This window comes from Ramlibacter sp. (assembly GCF_035548915.1).
Classification (GTDB): domain Bacteria; phylum Pseudomonadota; class Gammaproteobacteria; order Burkholderiales; family Burkholderiaceae_C; genus Ramlibacter.
In genome coordinates this window covers 120,108-138,890 of the sequence record NZ_DASZSE010000025.1, presented here as the reverse complement: position 1 = coordinate 138,890, position 18,783 = coordinate 120,108, and the positions used below count along the sequence as shown (strand labels likewise).

The window sequence follows — 18,783 nt, the reverse complement described above, 5'->3', positions numbered from 1 at the left end:
GAAGCCGCTGGATTCCCGCTTTCGCGGGAATGACGGAGGAGGAGCGGGCGGGAATGACGGAGGAGGAGCGGGCGGGAATGACGGAGGAGGAGCGGGCGGGAATGACGGAGGAGGAGCGGGCGGGAATGACGGAGCAGGAGGACGAGGAGAACGAGGAGGATCAAGCGTGTATTACAGCGAAGCCGCGAATAACTGTATCCTTGAGCCCGTAAAGCGGAGGACGTCACCCCCATGCTCACCCTCTACTACGCCCCCGGCACCTGCGCGCTCGCCACGCACTTCTCGCTCGAACGCGCGGGAGCGGACTACCGCACCGTCGCCGTCGACTTCCGGCGCAACGAACAGCGCTCCCCCGACTACCTCAAGGTCAACCCCAAGGGACGCGTGCCGGCGCTCGTCACCGAACGCGGCACGCTCACCGAAACGCCCGCGCTTCTCATGTACGTGGCGCAGCGCTACCCGAAAGCGAACCTCGGCCCGATCGACGACCCCTTCGAGCTCGCGAGGATGAACGAATTCAACGCCTACATGTGCGCGACCGTGCACGTCGCGCACGCGCACAAGGGCCGCGGCTACCGCTGGGTGGACGACCCCGCGGCGATGGAGGCGATGAAGCAGAAAGTCCCGCAGACGATGAGCGAATGCTTCACGCTGATCGAGGAACGCTTCTTCAAGGGCCCCTGGGTGCTCGGCGAAAAGTTCTCCGCGTCCGACTACTATCTCTTCACGATCTCCCGCTGGCTGGAAGGCGACGGCGTGGACGTCGCGCGCTTTCCGAAGGTCCTCGATCACCGGCAGCGCCTTGCGCGCGACGAGCTCGTGCAGCGCGTGATCGAGGCACAGCGCCCCGCGGCAGCCTGAGGCTTCAGGCCTGGTCGCTGCGCACGACCATCACCGGCACGGGCGCGAGCCGGATCACCTGTTCCGCGCCGCTTCCGAGCAGGAGCCGCGTCACGCCCTGGCGGCCATGCGTGCCGACGACCACGAGGTCGGCGCCCCAGAGCTTCGCGGCATGAGCCACCGTTTCCCCGAGCGGGCCGATCCGCTCGTACACCATCGCGTCGGCCTTCACGCCCGAGTCGCGCGCGACCTCGAGCGCGGCGGTCACCAATTCGTCGCCGGCGCGGCGCATGGCCGCGGCCAGCGCGCTGCCGGTGTCGAATCCGGACAGATACGTCATCGCTTCGAGCACGTGCACCACCCGCAGCTCGGCGGAAAAGGCCTTCGCCATGGCGACCGCGGTCGCAAGCGCATGATCGGACGTGGCGCTGCCGTCCACAGCGACGAGGATTCGACGGAAGACGACGGAATCGGTAAGGTTCATGCGGCAAGTCTCGCGCGCCGCCGGGCCGCCGTGCTTGACGCTCGTCAACGCCACCGCCACCGCAACGACCAGTCACTCGACAGGGAGCACAAGGCGCAAACACCAGGCACCCGGACGCCGAAGCAGCCCGCGTCCTACAGGGCGGCCGGCGCAGCCGCCACTATGCTGGATGCTTGCGCGCCGCCGTCGCGCGCATCCCCTGGGAGACGAGGGAAGCCAAGCATGGATGTCCGGGTATTCCTGGTCGAAGACCTGGGCCGCACACGCAGCGCCCTCGCGGACCTGCTCGGCACCCTGGACGGGTTTCGCGTGGTGGGCGCGGCCTGCACCGAAGCCGAAGCGAACCTCTGGCTCGACGAACACGCCAACGGCTGGGACCTCGCCATTGTCGACCTGATGCTCGAGCAGGGCTCCGGCATGAGCGTGCTTTCGCGCTGCAACGCGCAGCCCGGACGCGGGCGCGTCGTCGTGTTCAGCGGCTACGCGAGCCCCGCGATCCGCGAACACTGCCTGAAGCTCGGCGCCGACGCGGTGTTCGACAAGGCCGAACCCGAAGCCCTCATGGCGTGGTGCCGCGACCTCCTCGCGCGAGAGAACTCCGGCCCCTGAGCACGCTCTGACGGGGCGCGCGCATTCTGCCCGGCAGTATGTTGTAATGCCCTGCAAAAGAGGCGCCGAGGAGGGTATGCGCATGACGATTCCGAACATGCCCAACGACAAGGCGGCCGCGGCGCGGCTCGCCGGCCTGCTCGACTCCGCGATGGACGCGATCATCTCCGTGGACGAGTCGCAGCGCGTCGTGATCTACAACCGCGCCGCCGAGAAGATCTTCGGCTACGCCGCGGCCGAGATGATCGGCCAGCCCCTCGCGAAGCTGCTGCCCGAGCGTTTTCGCAACGGCCACGCCGAGCACGTGCAGCGCTTCGGCAAGACGGGCGTGACCTCGCGCCGCATGAGCGGCAGCCAGGTCGTCTTCGGCCGGCGCGCGAACGGCGAGGAATTCCCCGTGGACGCATCGATCTCGCAGGTCGACACGCCCGAGGGCAAGCTCTACACCGTGATCCTGCGCGACGTGACCGAGCGCATGGAAGCCGAGCAGGAGCAGACGCGGCTCGCGGCGCGGCTGTCGGGCCTGCTCGAAGCGGCGATGGACGGCATCATCACGATCGATGAATCGCAGCGCATCATCTTCTACAACCGCTCGGCCGAGAAGATCTTCGGCTGGTCGCCCGTGCAGGTGATCGGGCGGCCGCTGGACATGCTGATGCCCAAGCGCTTCCGCGGCGGCCACAAGCACCAGGTGCGCACCTTCGGCGACACGGGCGTCACGTCGCGGCGCATGGGCAGCAGCGCCGTGATCCACGGGCTGCGCGCCAACGGCGAGGAATTCCCGCTGGATGCGTCGATCTCGCAGATCGACACGGCCGAAGGCAAGCTCTATACCGTCATCCTGCGCGACATCACGGAGCGGATGCGCGCGCAGCAGGAACTCGCGGCCTTCGCGGCCGAGGCGAGCGGCGTGCGCGAGCAGGAGAAATCGCGCATCGCCCGTGAACTGCACGACGAGCTTGCGCAGACGCTCACGGCGCTGAAGATGGATACGCTCGTCGTGCGCGACAGCCTGCCGGCCGGGCAGGGCGAATCCTCGGCGAAGCTCGACGAGATGCTGCGTCTCCTCGATTCGGCCGTCGCGTCCACGCGGCGCATCGCCGCCGACCTGCGGCCGCTCGTGCTCGACGACCTGGGGCTTCTGCCCGCCATCGAGTGGCTCGGGCAGAACTTCACGCAGCGCACGGGCATCGACTGCGCCATCGATGCGAGCGAGGAGTTCGAGCTGCGCGAGCCCTATGCCACCGCGATTTTCCGGATCGTGCAGGAGTCGCTCAACAACGTGGCCAAGCACGCGCAGGCGTCGCACGTGGACGTGGCGCTTGCGCGGCGCGGCGACGAGATCGTGGTGAGCGTGCAGGACAACGGGAGCGGCTTTCGCCTTTCCGAGCCGCGCAAGCCGCATTCGCTCGGGCTCGTGGGACTGCGCGAGCGCGCGCTGCTCCTGCGCGGCAAGGTGGACGTGGCGAGCGAGCCCGGCATGGGCACGCGGGTGGAAGCGCGCATTCCGGTGCGCGAAGGCGAGGGCATGCCGTGATCCGGATCGTGATCGCCGATGACCACGCGATCGTCCGCGAGGGCCTGAAGCGGATCGTGGGCGAAGTGGGCGATCTGCAGGTGGTGGGCGAGGCCGCCGACGGCAACGACGTGGTGAAGCGCGTGCGCGAGCTCGACTTCGACGTGCTCGTGCTCGATCTGTCGATGCCGGGGCGAAGCGGCATGGAGCTCATCAAGCAGGTGAAGTCGGAGCGGCCGAAGCTGCGCATCCTCGTGCTTTCCATGCACCAGGAGTCGCAGTACGCCGTGCGCGCGATCAAGTCGGGCGCGAGCGGCTATCTCACGAAGGAGAGCGCGCCCGCGCAGCTCGAACTGGCGATCCGCAAGATCGCGGCGGGCGGCGCCTACATCAGCACGGAAGTCGCGGAGCAGCTCGCGCTCGGGGCCATGCCCGGCAGCGAGGCCGTGCCGCACGAGGCGCTATCGGACCGCGAGTTCCAGGTGTTCCGCATGCTCGTGAAGGGAACTTCCGTGACGGACATCGCGAGCGAGCTGCACCTGTCGGTGAAGACGGTGAGCACGCACAAGTCGAATCTGATGCAGAAGCTGGGCGTCGACAATCAGAGCGATCTTGTGCGGTATGCGATGAAGCATGGGCTGGGGGAGTGAGGGGCGGCTGCCGGCACGTGAGAGTTATGAGTCGGATTCCTCGTCCGATTCGCTGGCTCGACCCGCGGGTGGCGAAGTATCGAGGTTGGCGTAAGCTGCGCCGAGCCTCGGCCTCGCAACCTTCTCGATGGCGGCGCTCTCCTGGGGCGGCAGCGTATGCGCTACTCGGACGAAATTGGCATAGAACAGCGACAGTTCAAATGGCGAAATGGTGCTCAGGTGTGCTTCGAGGCGCGCTGCCATCCAGACGTTCGCGCTGTCCTGCGCCGATCCCGCAGGGGCGAGCTGCCGCGCGGCGGCAAGGCCCGCGACGGCCGCTTGTGCCTGGCTGGGGTCCGATGCACCGATCAACCGCGGATCGGCGAGCGATCGGACCGCGGCGGCGATGTGTGACTGAGCCTGCTGAATCGGCGCGCGGAGGGGACTGGCCTGACTGGTGGGTACCTGCTTGGCAGTTGCATTGGTGGTGCGCACGTGGAGGACGTCGGCACTTACTCGTCGCTGCTCGGATGTCTCGATGGGAAGACTTTCCCAGGCTGCTGCTGTGCCGCGCAGGATCGCGCGCTCGTCCGCGGGGAGCGCGCTGATCGTCTCGGCCAGCACGATCTGAAATCTCGACGCGAGATCGTTGAGATTGGCATCCTTCACGTAGCGAAGCCAGGCCGCGATGGCACTCTGCCTGAGCGCGAGGAGACCGCCCATGGCATCGCCGACCGGGGGCGTGAGCATCGATCCGATGAACTGCTTCGCGCAATCCCTGATCAGTGCTTCGCTGGACTGCTGGACCTTTGCCGCGAAGGTCTTCCTGTCGATTCCGAGTGTCACGAGCGCCGGCCAGAGCCGCTTGCAGAGCTCGGGGTCGAGCTGCGCGAGGCTTTCTGGGCTCAGCAGGAGGTCCACAGCTTCCTCCAGTCTGCCCTGGTCCGCGGGGAGGGGAAAGTCATCCTCGATGAAGGGATGCCTGGAGCCACGGACATAGCCTCCGAAATGAGCAATGTCTTCCGCGGTGGCGATGAGCGCCTCGGCGAATGCCACCGGGGCATAGACCCCATTGCGCTCCTTGGCAGACTCGACGCCCACGCGGAGCTTGTTCGTCTCGCGATTCCCGATTTTCTGGTTGCGGCGCTCGGTGAACACATCCCAGAAGATCGCGTTGACCTTCTGGTGCGACTGCGGGATCGGAAGTGGCAGCTTGCCCGCGATGTCGAGCAGATCGGCATAGGGGAGGGCGCGAAAGTAATTCTCGACTTGCTGACCATCGACGCCACGTGCGGAGGTTCGCAGGATCTCGCTCAACGCGCCCATCACCACTTCGTACTGGACGTCGCTTGCGTTGGAACCCTGCAGCTGTGCGCGCGCGGATGCAAGTGCCCGTTCATGTTCGCGATGCACCGCGTCCGCACCTTCCGCGACGGATTCGATTCCACGGAGGAGGTTCGCTTGAACAACTTGCGAATTGGCGGCTCCCTTGGAGGATTGCACCGATTGGCTGATCGCGACATCGAGCGCAGTCAGCAGCGCATGCAGCTTTGGATTCTCAACTTTCGAAGGAAGGGCGATCGAAAGGTTGTGACGGAGCCACCGCAGCGAGGCAAGAGATTGCCCTTCGGCCCAGGCCAGCACACGGACGTCGATCTGGCCCTTTTCCATCTTGATCGGCAGGCCTGCGGCAATGCCCTGCAACTCCCCGGCTTCTTGTCGTGCTGCGGCTTCGCTGTCCGGAGTCGGTCGATTCAGGAGCGAATCGAGCCCGCTGATCAGCTTCTGGCCTCCTACCAGACGTTGCGGACTGCGCTCGCGGATCGCGGCGCCCAACTTGCCCATGGCACTTGGCCTGTGCGTCCGGTCCTGCGGGGGCGGAGCAACCGAATAGGCTCCGGGCGGCCGCCACGGAGCGTGCGAAGGCGCAGCAAACTCGGGGGTCGCCGGTTGGGTCGTCGTTTGGGTCGTTTGCCCGGGCGTTCGAGGCGCCTGAGAGGGATCGCCTTGCTCCGCATCCGAGGCCGTGGCGGACGAAGCTCGTCGCGTGCGTTGCGGCGATTGACTCGTCGAACCTGACGTGGATTCGTCCGGAATGGTCAGCAGGTCCGGCCGACGCGCGCTCGTCGCGGAGCTGGGACCGGAGCGATCTGGCGAACCGTCCACCGGATCGTCCAGTTCCGGGGGCGGCGGGGGGATCTCGTTCGAGTGATCGTCGTGTCCACGGCGAGACCCTGGGGGCACGTTGGGCGTCGATGCCGGCGAACGTCTGGATCGCGCTTCAGCGGTCTTTTCCCGGAGCGCGGCGGCCATCTCTGCGGGGAGTTTACGGGGCGTTAAGGCACGTGAAACGGATGCGCTCGTGGTGTGTGGCGCGGAGTTGCCTAAATTGGGTGGCACTCGCGGCTCAGGCTTGCTGGGCGCGGGCCCGTGAGCGGAGCCAGATAGCGGATCTGCCTGCGAATCGTCCTCGTCCGCGGGAGGCGGGGGCGGGTCGTCCGAAGCGGCCGCTTCATCGCCCCCGCCAGGCGAGGCCGAGGCCTGATGGGCTGCGGGTTCACCTACCTCGGGTCCTCTGGGCGTCGATGCAGGCGGAGGGTCGTGTCGAGCGGCCAGCGTCGCGAACGCGGCCAACAAGGCTTCGGGCCCTGCGTCAGCTGCGGCGGCACCTGATGCTGATGCGCGGCTGGTTGCGGTCACCGGCTCTCGCGGCGCCTGCATCGCGTCGAAGCTACTCGCCGTAAGACGCCGTCGCGGTGGTGCCTGCGGTCTTGGCTGGCCTTTCCCGCGGAGATGCCCAGATGTGGCCGGTGGGAGTGGTTGATCGGCTGTTCGGCGCTCCTCACTTCGTTGGCCGGATGCATCTCTTGCCCCAACCGATCCGGAGCCGGGCGGCCCGGCCGAGAAGGAAGTCGCGGAGAACGAGGACGACGAAGACGACGAAGACGACGAGGACGACGAGGACGACGAGGACGACGAGGACGACGAGGACGACGAGGATGTTGGGGAGAACGACGCCGGGGGGCGGAAACCAGTTGGATTACCCATCTTCGAACGACCTCGCGAGTGTGTGGAACAGTCGCGCGAGAATATCCCGGCCCCGCTGAAAATCCGCCTGGCCGGCAGTCTGTCTATACCAACGTCTGAGAGACCCCGCACGCCCCGCGCGGTGGTGCCAATCTAGGATTCCTCCGATCCTTCCTCGGACCTTCCCCGGCCCCTTTACCGGACCCGTCCGAGCCCGCGATTCAGCCGCCGCCGATGTCCCGCGGCGCTCGAAACGCCGACAGTAGAGGCCATGCAAACAGCAAGCGCCTCCGTCAAGGTCTTCCTCGCCGAGGACTCCGCTCCGATCCGCCAGCGGCTGGGTGCGATGCTCACCGCGGCCGCGATGGACGTGGTCGGCGAAGGCGATACGCCCGAGCGCTGCATCTCGGGCATCCGCGAGACGCGACCGGACGTCGTCGTGCTCGACGTCCAGCTCGAAGGCGGAACCGGGCTCGAAGTCCTGCGCGCGATCCGCGGCGAGCAACCCACCGTGGCGTTCGTCGTCCTCAGCAACAACTCCGCGCCCGCCTATCGCAAGCGCTACCTGGCCGAGGGCGCGAGCCGCTTTCTGGACAAGGCCACCGAATTCGAACAGCTCGCGCAAGCCGTGACCGCGGCTTCGCAGCGCCCGATGCACTGATTCAAAACGAGGGGATTCCAGATGCAAACCGCCTACATCGAAGCCGCCATCGCGCCGATCCAGATCATGCGCCGCCAGGCGCGCGGCGACATGCCGACGACGCTCACCGTCGCGACGCCGCTGAAGACGCTGTGCTCGGCGTGCCACCTGAAGGACCTGTGCCTGCCGTGCGGTCTCGCGCCGAACGACCAGGAGCGGCTGGACGGTCTGATGTTCGGCCGCCGCCGCGTGACCGCGGGGCAGACCCTCTTTCGCGAAGGCGACCGCTTCCAGTTCATCTACGCGGTGCGCAGCGGCACGTTCAAGTCGGGCATCACGCTCAAGGACGGGCGCGAGCAGGTGACCGCGTTTCACATGGCCGGGGAGTTGATGGGTCTCGACGGTGTGGCACACGGAAAGCACGCGAGTGCCGCCATCGCGCTGGAAGACGCGGAAGTCTGCGCGATCCCCTATGCGAATCTCAGCGAACTCGCCGCGGGCAACGCCAACATGCAGCACATCGTGGGCCGCCTCATGAGCCGCGAGATCGTGCGCGAGCACAGCCTCATGATGCTGCTCGGCTCGATGAACGCGGAGGAGCGCCTCGCCGCGTTCCTGCTGAACGTCTCGCAGCGCATGAAGGCGCGCGGGTATTCGGCGAGCGAGTTCCATCTGCGCATGTCGCGCGCCGAGATCGGCAGCTACCTCGGCATGAAGCTCGAAACCGTGAGCCGCACGTTCTCCGCGTTCCAGGCGCAGCGCCTGCTGGAAGTGGACAAGAAGCACGTGCGCATCCTCGACATGGCGGGGCTTTCGCGGGCGTTCGAGATGCGGGTGCAGTAGAGGCGTCTTCGCGCCTTCGGCGACGTTTGCGCCTTCGGCGTTATGGACGCCGCCCGCCGTGATTTCCGCCGCCACGCCGTCATTCCCGCCCCCGCCCGCCGTCATTCCCGCCCCCCCCACGCCGTCATTCCCGCCCCCCCCCACGCCGTCATTCCCGCCCCGCCCGCCGTCATTCCCGCCCCCCACGCCGTCATTCCCGCGAAAGCGGGAATCCAGGGGAGCGTCGGAAGTCCTGGATCCCCGCTTTCGCGGGGATGACGTGACGGGGAAAGGATGACGGCGAAATCGCGGGGACGGACGGGGCAAGGACGACCGGGGCACCGCAGGGACGCACCGGAGGGAGGGTACAGTCGAGCCCCATGCGAATCCTCCTCGTCGAAGACGACGTCGTCCTGCGCGACGTGATGCTGCGCAGCTTCCGTTCCGCCGGCTACCGCGTGGACCAGGCAGGCAGCGTCGAGGAAGCGGAATACCTCTGGCGCGTCCAGCTCTTCGACGTCGTCGTGCTGGACCTGAACCTGCCTCACACCTCGCAGCCCACGAGCGGCCTGGGCAGCGGCCTCACGGCCCTGCGCAACGCCCGCGCACGCGACGACCGCACACCCGTCCTCATCCTCACCGCGCGCAACCGCACCGACGAACGCGTCGCGGGCCTGAAGGCCGGCGCGGACGACTACCTCGGCAAACCCTTCGAACTCGCGGAACTCGAAGCCCGCATCGAAGCCCTCGTGCGGCGCGCCCGCGGCACGCTCGATCAGGTGCAGCTCGGCGACCTCATGCTCGACCGGCTCGCCCGCCGCTTCAGCGTGGGAGGCGTCCCGCTCGACCTGCCCGCGCGCGAATTCGAGGTGCTCTGGGAGCTCATGACACCCGCCGGCCGCGTGCTCAGCAAGCGCGAGATGGCGGCCAAGCTCTCCGACCTCGAAGACATGCTCACCGACAACGCGCTCGAAGCATTCATCTCCCGGCTGCGCAGGAAGCTCGGCGGCTCCGGCGTCGCGATCCGCACGCTGCGCGGCCTCGGCTACGTGCTGGAGAAGGCGGGTTGAGCCGACCCCCGGGCGCGAGCCCGTCGCTGCGCACCCGCATCCTGCGCCACACGCTGTTCGCGCTCGCGCTGGTCTGGTTCATCGGCTCGGTGGTCACCCTTTTCGTCGCGCAGTACTTCACCCAGGAGGCGTTCGACCGGTCGCTGCTCGACGACGCCTATCTCCTCGAGTCGAACGTCAAGGCGGATGGCCGCGGCAACCTGAAGCTCGAGCTCACGCCCGGCGAGATCAAGGCCGTGCTCTTCGACCAGCAGGAGCGGGTGATCTTCAGCGTGCGCACGCCCGACGGACGGCTGATCGCGGGACAGACCGAACTGGACCTTCGGCCGGAAGCCGCCGGGGCCGCGACGTTTCGCAGCGTGTCGATCGGCGCGTACACGTATCGCGCCGTGGTCCGCAAGCACGCCACGCCGCCTTTCATCATCATCGTCGCGCACACCACGATCGCGCGCGAGGAAATGCTCGAGCGTCTCGTCGTGCTCTCGCTCGCGCCGCAGCTCGCGCTGCTGCTCGCACTGGCGTTGTGGGTGCGCCGCTCCACCGGCGCGGACCTCGAGCCGCTCGCCGAACTCGGCCGGCTCGTGCAGCGGCGCAGCGCGAGCGATCTGCAGCCGCTCGTGCTGCATGGCGGCACGAGCGACGTGGAACGTCTCACCGAGGCCATCAACGCGCTGCTGCTGAGGCTCGAGCAGGCGGTGCGCGAGCAGCGCGAATTCACGGGCAACGTCGCGCACGAGCTGCGCACGCCGCTCGCGGGCATCCGCGCGATGGCCGAATACGGGCTGAAGCAGGCCGATCCCGCGCAGTGGCTCGAACAGTTGCGCGGCATCGCCGCGAACGAGGCGCGCGCCTCGCGCCTGCTCGACCGCCTCCTGGAGCTCGCGCTCGCGTACGAGGCCGAAATGAACCTGAAGCTCGCCCCCGTGCCGCTCGACCAGCTCGTGCGCGAGGCCGTGCTCAGGTTCCTTCCGCGCGCGGACAAGGGCGGCGTGGACCTCGGCGCGCAGGGGCTCGACACCCCCGTCACGGTGCAAGGCGATGCGACCCTCATCGAGGGCATCATCAACAATCTCGTCGACAACGCGCTGCGCTACGGACAGCCGGCCGGCGGCGAGACGCCTTCCATCACGGTCGCGCTGGATCGACGCGGCGCGGACGTCGTGCTGTCCGTCCTCGACAACGGCCCGGGCCTGCCCGCGGACCAGCAGGCGAACCTGGTGGATCGCGGCGTGCAGGGGGAGCCTGGGCAGTTGCTCGGCGAGGGTGCGGGGATCGGCCTCGCGCTCGTCTCGCAGTACGCGCGGCTGCTCGGCGCGCGCATGGTGCTCGCGAGCGGGCCGGACGGCCGCGGGTGGCGCTGCGAGATCGTGTTCCCGGCGCAGGCGGGGTGAGGGAGCATGGTGCCAGCGCAAGGCAGCGTCACGATTCGCCGCGCGCCGGGAACGCGTCGACCTGTGGGCCCGGTCAGCCCGCCGTGTCGAGCTGATAGAAGCGCCGGATCGAGAAGTCGCAGGCGACGAGGTCGCACAGATCGCGCGCGGCGGCGATTCCCATGAGCTGTTCGCCGATGCAAAGGCGGTGCAGCCATTCGGCAGCGCGCACGTGGTGTCCGCGTTCGTGGTGGTACTGCACGGCGGCGAGGTGCAGCCGTGGCAGGAAATCGGCCTTGCGGTCCATGTCGAAGCCGCGAAAGAAATCCACCGCGGCCGCGAGCAGCGTGTCGACGTCGCTTGCGAGGTAGCGGCGGTGGAAGTCCTCGACCTCCTCGGGCGTGAGCGGCCGCCGCAGCCGCACCATCAGCGTCGAGGCCGCGGTCTCCTCGGGCTGGAAGATGCCGTCGCGCACGAGCAGCATCACCGCCGCGATGAGCGTGGCCGACCACTGGTAGAAGAAGTCCTGCAGCAGGATGAGCGAGCGCGGCTTCGCGAACGGCGCGAAGTGGCGCAGCACGAGCAGGTATTCGTCGTAGAACTTGGGCGCGTCCACGTGCATGAGCGCGATCGGTGAGCCGTCGTGCCGCGCGTCGGTCAGGCTCGCGATGTGGCGTTCGAGCAGATTCGAATGCGGCATCTGCCGCGCGAAGTGATCGAAGGCACCCGAGAAATCGAGCCGGCCGTCGCGCGCGTTCAGCAGGTGCCCGATGCGCGCCGCCTGCGCGTCGCGGCGCACGTGCGCCGCGAAGTAGCCGCTTTCCACGCACGAAAACACGTCGAAGGTGTGCAGCAGCGCCGTCTTGCGCCCGGGGTCGAATCCGTCGTTGTCCAGCAGTCCCGTCCAGAGCGCCCGCGTGCTGCGGCCGAAATACGCGCCGAACTCGACGACCGAGGCGCCGCCTGACAGGTCCGCCGACATCGCGCTGTCCACGAGCAAGTCCCATTCGGCCGGCTCCACCATGCCGGGAACGGCGTCGATCGGGGGCAGGTTCATTCGCCGCGTCCCGTGCGCAGCACGAGGTCGATCTGCCGCGGCAGGCAGATCGACTGCAGATCGAACCGCTCCACGATCGTGCGGCGCGCCGCTTCGCGCAGCGGCGCGAGTTCCTCCCGGCGCGCGAGCGCATCGGCCACCGTGCGGGCAATGGCCGCGGGATCGAAGAAGTCGACCAGAAGGCCGTTCACGCCGTGCTCGATCACTTCCTCCACCGGCGCCGTGCGCGAGCCGACGACGAGGCAGCCGCAGCTCATCGCCTCCAGCGTCGACCAGCTGAGGACGAAAGGGTAGGTGAGGTACACGTGCGCCGCCGAGACCTGCATGAGCTGCGTGAGCACGTTGTGCGGGATGCGGCCCACGTAGTGCAGCCGTTTCATGTCGATGCGCCCGGCCACCTCCTTCAGGAACACGTCCTTCCAGGTCGTGCCGGGCGGTGGTTTCGCGCCGTAGCTCGTGTCGTCGCCGCCCGCGATCACGACGTGCGCCTGGGGCCTGAGCGACATGAGCTCGGGGAGCGCCCGCATGAAGCTGTGGTAGCCGCGATAGGGTTCGAGCTGCCGCACGGTGAAGGTGACGACTTCGTCGCCCGGCCGGAACGTGAGGCCGGCTTTTTGCAGCGTGACGACGACCGATTGCGATGGCACGAAGCGCGTGGTCTCGATGCCGTCGTGGATCACCTCGATGCGCTCGCGCAGGATCGGCGGGTGGCGTTCGCGCTGGAAGTGCGTGGGCGACACGCCGCGGTCGGCCTGCACGAGCGCATGCGCAAGATTCAGGTTCTTCAGCTGCATGAGCTGCGAGCTCTCCGACTCGGGGCTCGTGAACTCGGGGTCGAAGCCGACGTCGCCGCCGACCGCGTTGAAGTAGTACTCGGCGTAGACCAGCATCCTCGCCGCGGGGAACAGGTCCTTCACGAAGAAAGTCTCGCCCCATCCCGAGTGCGCGAAGATCAGGTCGGGCGCGAGGCCTTCTTCCTTCTTGAGCCTCGTGAGCGCGGCCATCGCCGATACGCCGCGGATCACCTTCGTCTGCAGCTCCTGGAACGACCTCGGCGCGATCTGCGCGGCGTTGGCGGGCACCTGCGGCTTGTGCAGAAATATCCTGACGCCGGGCGTGGGCGCCGAAGGCTGGTTGATGCCGACGGCCGTCACCTCATGCCCCTGCGCCGCGAGCGCGGGCGCGAGGTGCTTGAACTGGCCGGGGAAATTCTGGTGGATGAACAGGACCTTCATCGTTTTTCTTGGGGTGCGGGCAGCGCGAGGTGGGCGGCGCGGCAGACGCGCACGCAATCCTTGATGTGTTCTTCGCCGAGATAGCGGATGGCGGTGTAGCCGATCACGGCCGACACCGCCTGGCCCGCGAGGGGCACGTACTTCGCGGCCTGGCTCGCGGTGAGCCGCACGCCGAGCGTCTTCGCGAGGCGCACCACGAGCTCGTGCGTGACGAACTTGCCGATCACCATCGAGCCCACCACGCTCACGGCCTTTTCCACCTGTTCGCGCTTGTGCTTGGGCAGGCGGTCGAGCTGCTCGGGCGTGAGGCCGAAGACTTCGTTGATGGCGGGCATGAGGCGGGAAATGAGCGCCGCGTCCACGAGCCAGTCGAGCCCCGGGACGGGCACCGCGCCCGCGGCGGCGCCGGCGAGCGCGCGGCGGTTGAGGAGCTTGCGCGCGCGCTTCACGGCTTCGGTGAGGGCGGGGTCCCCGGAGGCGAGCTGGAGGCTGGAAGGCATGGAAAACGGTTTGCGGCGACGCCCAAGCTTACCCGGAAGGGACCAGCCCGCAAGGCACTTGACCTTCATCAAGCATCCAGCCGCCGTGGCTGCCTATTGTTGAGTCAACCGCGCGCGAGACCGCGTGCGTCAGCCCAAGGAGCCGAGGAGATGAAGAGCATGTTGAGAGCCGCCGCTGCGGCTATGTGCGCCGCCGTGGCGATGTCGATGGCCCAGGCAGCGCCCGATGCCGACGCCGCGCAGGCGCTTGCGAAGAAGAACGACTGCTTCAAGTGCCACTCGATCGACAAGACGAAGAAGGGCCCGTCGTTCCAGAAGATTTCCGCCAAGTACAAGGGCAAGGCCGACGGCGAGGACAAGGTCATCAAGAACTTCACGACCGGGCCGAAGGTGAAGCTGGAAGACGGCACGGAAGAGGATCACAAGATCATCGACACGAAAGACGCGAAGGCCCTCAAGAACCTCGCCGACTGGATTCTTTCGCAGTGAAGCTGCGCCTCCTCCTTGCGGCTTGCGCGCTGGTCGCGGCGGGCATTCTCGCGCCGCACGATGCGCGCGCGGAAACGCCCGTGGCCGGCGTGCACGGCCGCATTGAGTGCGCTGCCTGCCACACGGGCGCCGCGGCCCCCACCAAGGCGGAAGCCGCCGCGGGCGTGAAGGGCAGCCTCGACTGCGCGAGCTGCCACACGAAGCTGCGCGACGAGGGCCGCGCCGCGGCGAGTCCGGGGATGAGCGCGGTGGCGCGCAATCTCGACGACTGGAAGCAGTCGTTCCACGCGCGACCCGACGCCGACGACAAGACGAAGCCCAAGGCCGCGTGCGCCGACTGCCACAAGACGCATGACTTCAGGCTGCCGCCGGCCAAGGACTCGCCGGCCTACGCGCAGTTCCGCATGGGGATCCCCCAGACCTGCGGCAACAAGTGCCACGACGACCAGCTCGAGGCGTACCAATCCTCCGTGCATGCGAAGGTCAACGCGGAGAAGAAAGACGGCAAGGCCGCCGTCTGCACCGACTGCCACAGCGCGCACTCGGTGTCGAACACCTCCGCGGACCGATTCAAGCTGTCGATCGCCACGGAATGCGGCAGCTGCCACAAGGAAAGGCTCGAGACCTTCCGCGACACCTTCCACGGGCGCATCGTCTCGCTCGGCTACCCGTACACGGCCAAGTGCTACGACTGCCACGGCAGCCACGAGATCCTGAAGGTGAGCGACCCGAAGTCGAAGGTGAATCCGGCCAACCGGATGAAGACCTGCGCTTCGTGCCACAACCCGAAGAAGGGGTTGCCCGACGTGCCCGCGGGCTTCGCGAGCTACCAGCCCCACGCGAATCCGCACGACCTCGCGCACTACCCGCAGGTGACGCTCGCGTGGCTGGGCATGGCGGGGCTGCTCGTCGGAACGTTCGCGTTCTTCTGGGTCCACACGCTGCTGTGGTTCTGGCGCGAATGGCGCGAGCGCCAGGCGCATGGCGGCGACGTGCTCGTGCGGCTGGACGAAGTGCCCGAAGCGTTGCGCGCGAAGCACGTCGTGCGGTTCACGCCCGCGCTTCGCATCGCGCACATTCTCTTCGCGGTGAGCCTCATGGTGCTCACGCTCACGGGCATGCCGGTCTTCTACGCCGAAGCGCCGTGGGCCGCGGGGCTCATGCGCCTCCTGGGTGGCCCGCACGTGTCCGCGATCGTCCACCGCGTCTCGGCCGTGGTCTTCTCGGGCGTCTTCTTCTGGCACCTCTTCTACGTGGCGTGGCGCGTCGGGCGCAACTGGCGCACGTTCAACTGGCTCGGGCCGGATTCGCTCATCCCGTGGATCCCGGACCTGAAGGACATCCTCGCGATGTTCAAGTGGTTCTTCGGGAAGGGGCCGCGTCCGAAATTCGACCGCTGGACCTACTGGGAGAAGTTCGACTACTGGGCGCCGTTCTGGGGCGTGACGATCATCGGCGCGAGCGGGCTCGTGATGTGGCTGCCGCAGCTCTTCGGCGCCTTCCTGCCCGGCTGGGTCTTCAACGTGGCGGCGATCCTGCACGGCGAGGAAGCGTTCCTCGCGGTCGTCTTCCTCTTCACCGTGCATTTCTTCAACAACCACTTCCGGCCGGACAAGTTCCCGGTGGAAGTCGTGATGTTCACCGGCACCTTCCCGCTGGAGGCGTTCAAGCGCGAGCACGCGCTGGAGTACGAGCGGCTCGTGGCGAGCGGCGAACTCGAGCGGCGCCTCGTCGATGCGCCTGCGAGATGGAAGGTGACGGGGTCGAAGGCGCTTGCCTTCGTGCTGATCGCAACGGGACTTGCGCTGCTCACGATCGTCGGGATCGGTTTCTTCACGGCGCACTGAAGCGGAAGAGGAGAAGAGGACATGGAACGGATCTCGCGCAGACTCGCGGCCCTCGTGCTCGGCACGGCGGCCCTCCTGGCCGGTTGCGGCGGTGGTGGCGGTGGCGGCGGCGAAACCGCGCCGGCGCCGCAGACCGTCGCGCAGGCCCTTCAGGCCGCGGCCGCGCAAGCGGCCAATGACACGTCGGCGAACAGTTCGTCCGCGTTCGCCGTGCTGCAGGCGGCCGGCGTGCCGGCGGTGACGGTGGCAAGCCCGCCCAAAGTCAATTTCGCGGTGTTCTCCAACGGGCAGCTGAAGAAGGACCTCACGCTCGCGAACATGAGCTTCGCGATCGCCAAGCTCGTGCCCGGCGCCAGCGGCGACCCCGATCAGTGGGTCAACTACATCTACCGGACCGAGACGGCCGCCGCGGGAGTCGGCCCGGGCGGCAATCCGGTGCTCGCCACGGCCAAGCAGGCCACGACCGACGCCAAGCAGACCGACCCCGCGCTCATGGCGCAGCAGCTCGTGGTGAACGCGGACGGCTACTACACGTACACGTTCAAGACCGACATCACCAACCCGGCCAACACGAACGGCGTGGTGTACGAGCCGAACCGCACGCACCGCATCGCGATCCAGCTGAGCTACACGGATTCGGCGGGCAACGCGGTCAAGGTCAATCCGTACTTCGATTTCACGCTCGACGCGACCGGCAAGTCCGTCGCCGTGACGGACCCGTCGAAAACCCGCAAGGTCGCCGACGTCCAGGCCTGCAACGGCTGCCACGACAAGCTGAGCCTGCACGGCGGCGGCCGCATCGACGTGCAGTTTTGCGTGATGTGCCACAACCCCGGCACGACGGATGCGAACAGCGGCAACGTGCTCACGCTCTCGACGATGGCGCACAAGATTCACTCCGGCAAGCTCCTGAAGCAGGCGTTCGACCAGGGCAAGGGCGGCGAGGAATACGCGATCTGGGGCTTCGGCAATCAGAAGGTCGACTTCACCGACGTCGGCTTCCCGCAGGACCTGCGCAACTGCACGAGCTGCCACACCGCGACCAATCCCGCCACGCCGCAGGGCGACGTGTGGAAGTCGAAGCCGTCCAAGGAAGCGTGCCTCACGTGCCACGCGAACAAGGCGGGTTCCGACTGGGACACGTCGCACAAAGTCTTCGCGGGAACGCTGGTGGGCGCCGGTGCGGCGGCGAAGGACATGACGAACCAGATGTGCGCGAACTGCCACAAGCCGGGCTCCAACATCTCGCCCGAACGCGTGCACTGGAACCAGAACGAGGAGAACGCGGCGAAGTACAAGATGAACATCGATTCGCTCGCCTACGACAGCACTGCGCGCAAGGTGACGATCAAGTACTTCCTGTCGGATCCCACCAACGGCAACGCGGCGTACAACCTGGTCACGTCCGACTGCGCGGCGGGCCCGCCGGTGAGCTGCTCGACCAACACGCGATTCGGCAACCTGCGCCTCTTCCTCGCCTACCAGAATATGGTCGGCCAGTCCCAGGCGGTCACCGAGTACACGAGCTACAACAACGGCGGCAGCGGCGCGGCGGTCTATGCCTACGCGGGCACCAACGACGGCAGCAATCACTACACCGCCACGATCTCCGTGCCGCCCGACACGACGACGTCGGTGGCCTTCGGCACGGCGCGGGTGGTGAGCATCGGCCAGGTGAAGGAGCATCTGCTCGACGTGAAGTCGGCCACCGACCCGCGGCCCGAGGTCGTGCCCACGCAGCTCGTGAACGTGGTCGTGCAAAACGCGTGGAAGGAACTCGCGCTCACCGGCGCGCTGAATCCGCGGCGCGAAATCGTCTCCACCGAGAAGTGCAACGTGTGCCACGGCGCGCTCGGCACGACGTCGGGTTCCAACACGCTGTCCGAAGCCTTCCACGGCGGCGCACGCAATATCGTGCAGGCGTGCGTGGTGTGCCACGACCCGAACCGGATGTCGTCCACCGTGATGACCAACGGGCTCGCGTTCAACGAGTCGTACCAGTTCAAGCGGATGATCCACGGCATCCACGGCAACTCGAAGCGGACCTACCCGTTCACGCACGGCAACGTGGTGCAGGGCGCGTTCGACGATTCCGGCACGCTCACGACGACGGGGCAGTTCCTCTCCGACTACAAGGTGACGGTCGGCACGGGCTCCGTCACGGCGATCCCGGCGGGCACGTCCGTCGCGGCGGGCAACACCTTCGACACCATCGCCGACATCATGAAGCAGGCCGCGACCGGCGTGGGCTACACCGGAACGCCGGCAGCGCCGGCCGAGAACTACGGGGCGGAGGTGATGTGGCCCGGCATGGGCATCGTCTCGGGCGTGTCCATCAACTGCAACGCCTGCCACGTGAACAATTCGTACAAGCAGGACCTGGGGCCGGTGGGCTCGGTGATCGGCAAGCCCGCGGGCGTGACCGATCCGAACCAGTGGCTCGTGATCTCGCCGAAGGCCGCGAGCTGCACGGCGTGCCACGATTCGCCGCAGGCGCTCGGCCACGTGACGAGCTTCGGCGGCGCGACGTGGGGCAATCGCACGCAGGCGCAGGTGAACGCCCTGCCGCGCGAGATCTGCGCCGACTGCCACTCGAGCGGCGGGTTCAAGGGCGTGGACATCGTCCACGGCCAGAACTAGCGGCGGGG

17 protein-coding genes are annotated in these 18,783 nt (G+C 67.6%); 12 read left to right on the top strand and 5 right to left on the bottom strand.

The window, feature by feature from the left end:
* Together VHA82_RS07875 and VHA82_RS07870 are read left to right on the top strand one after the other, a co-directional pair.
* Positions 1-212 (top strand): hypothetical protein (locus tag VHA82_RS07875; protein WP_325542203.1); only part of this gene is annotated, 212 nt, incomplete at its 5' end.
* 19 nt (positions 213-231) lie between these two features.
* Complete coding sequence (locus VHA82_RS07870; protein WP_325542201.1) at positions 232-861, top strand: glutathione S-transferase family protein; 630 nt, start codon at positions 232-234, stop codon at positions 859-861.
* 4 nt (positions 862-865) lie between these two features.
* On the opposite strand, the gene VHA82_RS07865 is transcribed toward VHA82_RS07870, so the two are convergent.
* On the bottom strand, positions 866-1,324 hold the full coding sequence (locus tag VHA82_RS07865) for a universal stress protein (RefSeq protein ID WP_325542199.1): 459 nt from the start codon (positions 1,322-1,324) through the stop codon (positions 866-868).
* A gap of 222 nt (positions 1,325-1,546) precedes the next feature.
* Between VHA82_RS07865 and VHA82_RS07860 the strand changes: the two genes are divergently transcribed.
* The 3 genes from VHA82_RS07860 to VHA82_RS07850 all read left to right on the top strand — a co-directional run bounded on the left by VHA82_RS07860 (position 1,547) and on the right by VHA82_RS07850 (position 4,099).
* Positions 1,547-1,933 (top strand): response regulator, encoded by a 387-nt coding sequence (locus VHA82_RS07860; RefSeq protein WP_325542197.1) that lies wholly within the window; start codon positions 1,547-1,549, stop codon positions 1,931-1,933.
* An 82-nt stretch (positions 1,934-2,015) separates the two neighbouring features.
* Complete coding sequence (locus VHA82_RS07855; RefSeq protein ID WP_325542195.1) at positions 2,016-3,470, top strand: PAS domain S-box protein; 1,455 nt, start codon at positions 2,016-2,018, stop codon at positions 3,468-3,470.
* Entirely contained in the window at positions 3,467-4,099 is a 633-nt protein-coding gene (locus VHA82_RS07850; RefSeq protein ID WP_325542193.1) for a response regulator transcription factor, read from the top strand. Before VHA82_RS07855 ends, VHA82_RS07850 begins: the two co-directional genes overlap by 4 nt.
* A 24-nt stretch (positions 4,100-4,123) precedes the next feature.
* On the opposite strand, the gene VHA82_RS07845 is transcribed toward VHA82_RS07850, so the two are convergent.
* Positions 4,124-5,923 carry a hypothetical protein gene (locus VHA82_RS07845; protein ID WP_325542191.1) on the bottom strand — a complete coding sequence of 600 codons (1,800 nt, stop codon included), beginning with the start codon at positions 5,921-5,923 and terminating at the stop codon, positions 4,124-4,126.
* Positions 5,924-7,376: 1,453 nt separating this feature from the next.
* Between VHA82_RS07845 and VHA82_RS07840 the strand changes: the two genes are divergently transcribed.
* The 4 genes from VHA82_RS07840 (at position 7,377) to VHA82_RS07825 (ending at position 11,028) form a co-directional block, all read left to right on the top strand.
* Complete coding sequence (locus VHA82_RS07840) at positions 7,377-7,766, top strand: response regulator transcription factor (RefSeq protein ID WP_325542190.1); 390 nt, start codon at positions 7,377-7,379, stop codon at positions 7,764-7,766.
* Positions 7,767-7,787: 21 nt separating this feature from the next.
* Positions 7,788-8,588, top strand: a complete 801-nt coding sequence (gene fnr / locus VHA82_RS07835) for a fumarate/nitrate reduction transcriptional regulator Fnr (RefSeq protein WP_414708635.1) — start codon at positions 7,788-7,790, stop codon at positions 8,586-8,588.
* 359 nt (positions 8,589-8,947) lie between these two features.
* The gene (locus tag VHA82_RS07830; RefSeq protein WP_325542188.1) at positions 8,948-9,637 is read left to right on the top strand and encodes a response regulator transcription factor; all 690 of its coding nucleotides are present in this window, start codon (positions 8,948-8,950) and stop codon (positions 9,635-9,637) included.
* The gene (locus VHA82_RS07825) at positions 9,634-11,028 is read left to right on the top strand and encodes a sensor histidine kinase (protein WP_325542186.1); all 1,395 of its coding nucleotides are present in this window, start codon (positions 9,634-9,636) and stop codon (positions 11,026-11,028) included. The genes VHA82_RS07830 and VHA82_RS07825 overlap by 4 nt, the downstream gene beginning before the upstream one ends.
* A gap of 73 nt (positions 11,029-11,101) precedes the next feature.
* Here VHA82_RS07825 and VHA82_RS07820 read toward each other — a convergent pair whose 3' ends face one another.
* From VHA82_RS07820 to VHA82_RS07810, 3 genes are read right to left on the bottom strand one after another with little or no spacing between them, the layout of a single operon-like run.
* Positions 11,102-12,064: a hypothetical protein gene (locus tag VHA82_RS07820; RefSeq protein ID WP_325542184.1), complete on the bottom strand. Its 963-nt coding sequence runs from the start codon at positions 12,062-12,064 to the stop codon at positions 11,102-11,104.
* Positions 12,061-13,299, bottom strand: a complete 1,239-nt coding sequence (locus tag VHA82_RS07815; RefSeq protein WP_325542182.1) for a glycosyltransferase — start codon at positions 13,297-13,299, stop codon at positions 12,061-12,063. Before VHA82_RS07815 ends, VHA82_RS07820 begins: the two co-directional genes overlap by 4 nt.
* Positions 13,296-13,799, bottom strand: a complete 504-nt coding sequence (locus VHA82_RS07810) for a hypothetical protein (RefSeq protein WP_325542180.1) — start codon at positions 13,797-13,799, stop codon at positions 13,296-13,298. Before VHA82_RS07810 ends, VHA82_RS07815 begins: the two co-directional genes overlap by 4 nt.
* A gap of 150 nt (positions 13,800-13,949) precedes the next feature.
* On the opposite strand from VHA82_RS07810, the gene VHA82_RS07805 reads away from it, so the two are divergent.
* From VHA82_RS07805 to VHA82_RS07795, 3 genes are read left to right on the top strand one after another with little or no spacing between them, the layout of a single operon-like run.
* Positions 13,950-14,288 carry a c-type cytochrome gene (locus tag VHA82_RS07805; RefSeq protein WP_325542178.1) on the top strand — a complete coding sequence of 113 codons (339 nt, stop codon included), beginning with the start codon at positions 13,950-13,952 and terminating at the stop codon, positions 14,286-14,288.
* Positions 14,285-16,135 carry a cytochrome C gene (locus tag VHA82_RS07800; RefSeq protein WP_325542176.1) on the top strand — a complete coding sequence of 617 codons (1,851 nt, stop codon included), beginning with the start codon at positions 14,285-14,287 and terminating at the stop codon, positions 16,133-16,135. The genes VHA82_RS07805 and VHA82_RS07800 overlap by 4 nt, the downstream gene beginning before the upstream one ends.
* Positions 16,136-16,156: 21 nt before the next feature.
* Positions 16,157-18,775 carry an OmcA/MtrC family decaheme c-type cytochrome gene (locus VHA82_RS07795; RefSeq protein WP_325542174.1) on the top strand — a complete coding sequence of 873 codons (2,619 nt, stop codon included), beginning with the start codon at positions 16,157-16,159 and terminating at the stop codon, positions 18,773-18,775.
* The last annotated feature ends 8 nt before the right edge of the window (positions 18,776-18,783 follow it).